Source organism: Saccharomonospora halophila 8, from assembly GCF_000383775.1.
Lineage (GTDB): Bacteria > Actinomycetota > Actinomycetes > Mycobacteriales > Pseudonocardiaceae > Saccharomonospora > Saccharomonospora halophila.
On record NZ_KB912564.1, the window covers coordinates 122,179 to 127,206 of the forward strand.

5 protein-coding genes and 1 pseudogene are annotated in these 5,028 nt (G+C 69.1%); 2 read left to right on the plus strand and 4 right to left on the minus strand.

Annotated features, from left to right (window positions below; translation table 11 throughout):
* Window positions 1-186: pseudogene (locus SACHA_RS26225) on the plus strand (hypothetical protein); the annotation flags it as partial.
* Between the two features lie 5 nt (window positions 187-191).
* Here the strand turns inward: SACHA_RS26225 and SACHA_RS0114355 are convergent.
* Genes SACHA_RS0114355 through SACHA_RS23440 form a run of 4 tightly spaced genes read right to left on the minus strand, consistent with a single transcriptional unit; the run spans window position 192 to window position 3,400 of the window.
* Window positions 192-824, minus strand: a complete 633-nt coding sequence (locus tag SACHA_RS0114355; protein WP_019810873.1) for a response regulator transcription factor — start codon at window positions 822-824, stop codon at window positions 192-194.
* 47 nt (window positions 825-871) lie between these two features.
* Window positions 872-1,429, minus strand: coding sequence for a nuclear transport factor 2 family protein (locus SACHA_RS0114360; RefSeq protein WP_019810874.1), 558 nt, complete (start codon window positions 1,427-1,429; stop codon window positions 872-874).
* A 43-nt stretch (window positions 1,430-1,472) separates the two neighbouring features.
* Entirely contained in the window at window positions 1,473-3,023 is a 1,551-nt protein-coding gene (locus SACHA_RS0114365) for a solute symporter family protein (protein ID WP_039739162.1), read from the minus strand.
* Window positions 3,020-3,400, minus strand: a complete 381-nt coding sequence (locus tag SACHA_RS23440) for a DUF485 domain-containing protein (RefSeq protein ID WP_332253630.1) — start codon at window positions 3,398-3,400, stop codon at window positions 3,020-3,022. The genes SACHA_RS0114365 and SACHA_RS23440 overlap by 4 nt, the downstream gene beginning before the upstream one ends.
* Before the next feature lie 494 nt (window positions 3,401-3,894).
* Here SACHA_RS23440 and SACHA_RS0114375 point away from each other — a divergent pair, with 494 nt between their 5' ends.
* Window positions 3,895-4,911, plus strand: a complete 1,017-nt coding sequence (locus SACHA_RS0114375; RefSeq protein ID WP_157601702.1) for an NAD(P)H-dependent flavin oxidoreductase — start codon at window positions 3,895-3,897, stop codon at window positions 4,909-4,911.
* Window positions 4,912-5,028 lie beyond the last annotated feature (117 nt).

The following is a 5,028-nucleotide window of genomic DNA, read 5'->3' on the forward strand; positions in this document are numbered from 1 at the left end:
GTGGTCACGGTGCCGGGGCCCGCCGATGCCGCCGGGCTGTCGCTCGGCGTGCAGCTCATCGGGCGGGCGCGGGACGAGCGCGGATTGCTGACCACGGGTTGTTGGGTCGACCGTGCCGTGCACGGCCACCCGGGGTGCGCGGACGCCGCGGCCTCAGCGCACCCCGGCCGAGACTCCACTCCGTGACCGATTCAAACCGTGATTCGGTGCAGCAGGACGTCCCGCACGAGCGCACCGAGCGTCTCCGACCCGGTCTTCGATTTGATCCGGGCGCGATGAACATCGACCGTCTTCACGCTCATCTCCAGCCGCCTCGCGATGAGCTGACTGGATAGACCGTCGATGACCAGCCGGAGGACCTCGCGCTCACGTTCGGTCAGCGTGTCGATCCGCCGGGTGATCTCGCGACGCCCGGCGTGCTCGGCGAACCGCTCGCGTGCCTCGAGCAGATGCTTCTGGACGACCTCGAGCATCCGCTGCGTCTGGTAAGGCTTCTCCAGGAAGTCGACCGCTCCGTGTTTGAGCGCTCGCACCGACATGGGGATGTCACCGTGCGCCGAGCAGAATATCACCGGCGCCGGGTATCCGTCGGAGAGCAGACGCTCCTGCAGCTGGAATCCGCTCATCTCGGGCATACGGATGTCCAGGATGACGACCGCGGGTTCGTCGGCGTCGAACTCGTCCAGGAACGAGGTCGCATCCGGGTAGCTCAGCGCCTGGATCCCCACGCTCTCGAGCAGGAAGACCAGCGACTGCCGCAGGTCCTCGTCGTCATCCACGATGTGCACGACCGGGTCCTGGTGAGCCGGTTCGGTCGAAGTCATCGGGTTGTCCTCCGAGCTTCGTGCGGGGTGCCGTCTCCGGCGCGTGCCTACGGCTTCATGAGCACCGAGATTGCAGGGTAATCGCTCGCCCAGTCCTTGCCCAACGGTGCGACGAACACGTTCTCGGTGCGGGTCCGGCTGATCCTCCACGAACCGCCTTCGTTCCGGAAGGAGTTGTTCAAGCGGCTCGACCGCAGCAGGCCCGTGCCGTCGGAGAAAAGCCACGGCTGCATGTGGATCCATTGTCCGGTCGCCGTGTCCCCGTCGATGTGGATCTGTTCGGACGTCAGGTAGTGCGCATTGAGCACCAGGGTGGGCGTGCGGTCGGGCGCGAAGAAGCGCTCGAAGTGTGCGCGGATCGCGGCCGCGCCGTCGGCCCGGCCGAACTGGTTGTCGTAGTACTCACCCACGCCCTCCCAGACCGCGTCCTCGGTGTAGAGCTCCATGATGAGGTCGATTCTGTGCTGATCGTCGCGGGCCCCGAACTCGGGATTCGGGGTGTCGCACAGGAACATGTAGCGTGCCTGCAGCCGGCGGATCTCCGCCTCCGCCTCCAGCGCCTCGATCCGTGCGACGAGCGCGTCGAACGTCCGGTCCTGGCTCATCGGTCGCCTCTCCCCTTCGTCACTGAGCTGTCCGGTGATCCGGTCAACGCACGCCCTCGGGCTGTCCTCCGTCCTCGACGTCACCACGCCCGGTGACGGCCTTCGTACGGAGCATGCGGAAGACTGCCCGGTCGCGCCCGGCCTCCGCACCTCGTGTGGGCGCCGCCACTGCCACGGCGATCGACACGAGCAGGCTCAGCGGCACGGTCACCAGGGCGGGGTTGCTGAAGCCCAGGACCGCGGACGAGCCGAGGACGGCCGGGCTGAGCAGGATGATCCCCATCGAGCTCACGAGTCCCACGCCCATGCCCCACAGCACGGCCCGCGCGGTCATCCTCCGCCAGTAGATCGTGAGCAGCAGGGCGGGCAGGTTGGCGCTCGCGGCGACCGCGAACGCGAGCGACGCGAGGAAGGCGACGTTCTGATCCGCGGCGGCCAACGCCAGCGAGACACCGACCGCGCAGGTCGCGAACGTCGCGATCCGCGCGGACACCAGCTGCGCCCGCGGGCTCACCGAACCGCGCTTGATCACCTGCGCGTACAGGTCGTGGGCGATGGCGCCGGACGCGGCGATCACCAGGCCGGACAGCACCGCGAGGATGGTCACGAACGCGACCGCGGACACGAGCGCGAGCAGCGCCCCTCCCCCGACGGTCTCGGCCAACTGCGCGACGGCGAGGTTGCCCGCAGAGTTCTGGGCCGTGATCGCATCCCGACCGACGAGCAGCGCGGCACCGTAGCCGATCACCGGGATCATCAGGTAGAACGCCGTGAAGACCCAGATCGCGGTAATCGCCGACGATCGTGCCGCGCGGGCGTCGGGCACGGTGAAGAACCGGATCATGACGTGCGGCAGCCCCAACACGCCGAGCACGAGGCCGAACACCTGGGACAGTTGGTCGAAGCCGGCCATGCCCGACTCGGGATCCGGCCCGACCGCGCCCGATCCGAACGTCTCGAGCGCGTCCTGGAACACGCCCAACGGGTTGCCGCCGTACTCGACGAGGACGAGCACGAACAATGTGACCGCGCAGGCCAGCATCAGGGTCGTTTTCACGATCTGGATCCAGCTCGTGGCGAGCATGCCGCCGAGCATCGTGTACACGGTCGTCAAGCCGCCGATCACCAGCACGGCCACCGTGTAGTCGATTCCGAACAGGAGCCGCACGAGCAGCGCCGCGCCCACGAACTGCGCCACCAGGTAGAGGGTGCTCACGATCAACGTGCTGCCCGCCATGACGGCCCGGACGCTGCGGCCTTCGAACCGGATGGCGAGCACGTCGGCGAGGGTGAACCGGCCGAGGTTCCGCAACGGTTCGGCCACCAGCAGCAACGCGAGGACGTAGGCCACTGGGACGAACACGGCGAGATAGAAACCGGTGAATCCGGACAGCGCGATCGCCCCGGTCACACCGAGGAACGACGCCGCCGAGACGTAGTCTCCGGCGATGGCCAGGCCGTTCTGCCTACCGGTCAGCTGGCCGTCGGCGACGAAATGGTCCGCGGCCGACTTGCCCCGCCGCGCCGCGACGTAAGTGATCACCAGAGTGAGGCCGACCAGAACGGAGAAGATGATCGCGGAGTAGAAGTTCATGCCCGCTCCCTCCATGCGTGCTCGGCGACCCGGTCGAGTTCACGTGCGCGCACGGAGTACCAGGCGGCCACGAGCAGCGCGACGGGGAACTGCACGAACGCATAGATCCACGCCCAGGTCAGCCCGCTGCCGACCACGCCGCCGAGCACGGTCGTGAACTGTCCGAGGATGGGGAGCGGGAAGAAGCACAGGCACGTCACCACGGCGAGTGTCCCGACGAGTCGGTTCCGTTCCCTCACGAGGTCGTCGAATACGCTTCTTTCCGGTTCTGCCGGCTCGGGTCCGGGCACGTCGGGATCGTCGTGCGGCATATCCGCGCCCTTCTGTATGCGGTCGCGACCACGGTCGTCGACCGGTACTTCGAAGCCTGTCACCATGACCACCAGCTCGTCGTCGAGCTTTCACGGACGCAGCCGGTTCGGGTACGGAGAGACTACGAACCCGCTTTCGACGGCGACAATGAGCGTTAGACCCCTTCGCGGTCAAAGGAACCCCGTCGCCAGCTGAAGGAATTCCCTATACCGCCGAACGATGTGGTGTGCTGATCCGCTCACCCGCGATTCCGGAAATCGACGAGCGACTCGACCGCGGAAGTCAGGGCGACGGCGGCTGCGTCGTCGACACGGGAGAAGTATCCGGTGCGCCGTGCGTGTGCGGTATGGCTGTCCTCGGGAGGCGGAGCCCGGCCCGCGGACAGCCCACCCGGAGCGCACACGTCGTGGCGGACTCGCACCCGCCCGGGTCGTGCCCGGACGGGTGCCCCCTGACGGGCCGACACCCGCCACACCGCCTCCGCATTCGCCGTCACATCCGACCGCCTCTTCGCGACCTTTGCGAGTGCAGGGATACTCCGCGCCCGTGGGAGGCGATGATGCTCGCGACAGCGTTCACCGAACTGGTCGGATGTGACGTTCCGATCCAGCAGGCGCCCATGGGGCCGATCTCGCCTCCCGAACTGGCGCGGGCGGTCGCACGCGCGGGCGGGGTCGGCACGGTGTCGGTGACGGGAATGACCGCCGACGAGATCGTGGGCGGATTCGACGGGGGGCCGCCCGACGGCGCGATGGCCGCGAACTTCGTCACCGCGGACATCGACCCGGCCGCCGTCGAGGCCGCCGCACAACGATTCCGGATCCTCGATTTCTTCTGGCGCGACCCCGAACCGCGACTCGTCACGCTCGCCCATACCGGCGGAGCGTTGGCACTGTGGCAAGTGGGGTCGGTCGCCGAGGCACACCGGGCGGTGGAGGCCGGCGCCGACATCATCGCGGTCCAGGGCAGCGAGGCCGGCGGCCACGTCCGCGGCCGAACGGCACTGCTCCCGTTGCTGGAATCCGTACTGGACGACGTCCGGGTGCCGGTCCTGGCCGCCGGTGGTATCGCGAGCGCCCGCGGCGTGGCCGCGATGCTGGCTGCGGGAGCCGCAGGGGTCCGTATGGGCACACGCTTCATCGCCAGCGCCGAGTCCGGCGCCCACCCTGAGTACGTCTCCGCCCTGCTCGCCGCCGGTCCGGAGGCGACGCAGATCAGCGACGGATTCGCCGAGTGCCCGTTGTGCGCCACGATGCCTCGTGCCCGAGTGCTACGCAGCGCGGTCGCCGCGGTGGACGACCTGGACACGGACGTCGTGGGCAGCACGACCATGGCCGGCACGTCGCGCTCCGTGCCCAAGCGTGCGGGCCTCCCCCCGCACCGGGGTGTGCGGGGATACGTCGAGGCGATGGCACTGTACGCGGGCGAGTGCGTCACCGCTGTGAACGACGTCCCGACCGCGGGCGCCCTGGTCCGCGAGTTGGCCGCGAACACGCGTGACCTGCTCGACCGGAGCCTGCCGGCGATGTCCACCGACCTGCCGGTGCCGCAGCGTGGTGTCCCGGGCGTGCCGTGACTTCTCCGCGCTCCGGCCGAGGCCACGTCCGGCGCGGCGGGGTCCTCGGGCATCCGGTCCGGGCCCGGGATGGCGTCCAGCTCCGCCGAACGCCCCGGAGTGCGGGCGTCGGGCATG

Coding starts and splice junctions, on each gene's coding strand:
- SACHA_RS0114355 (WP_019810873.1), bottom strand. CDS start 824: ATGACTTCGACCGAACCGGCTCACCAGGACCCGGTCGTGCACATCGTG.
- SACHA_RS0114360 (WP_019810874.1), bottom strand. CDS start 1,429: ATGAGCCAGGACCGGACGTTCGACGCGCTCGTCGCACGGATCGAGGCG.
- SACHA_RS0114365 (WP_039739162.1), bottom strand. CDS start 3,023: ATGAACTTCTACTCCGCGATCATCTTCTCCGTTCTGGTCGGCCTCACT.
- SACHA_RS23440 (WP_332253630.1), bottom strand. CDS start 3,400: ATGGTGACAGGCTTCGAAGTACCGGTCGACGACCGTGGTCGCGACCGC.
- SACHA_RS0114375 (WP_157601702.1), top strand. CDS start 3,895: ATGCTCGCGACAGCGTTCACCGAACTGGTCGGATGTGACGTTCCGATC.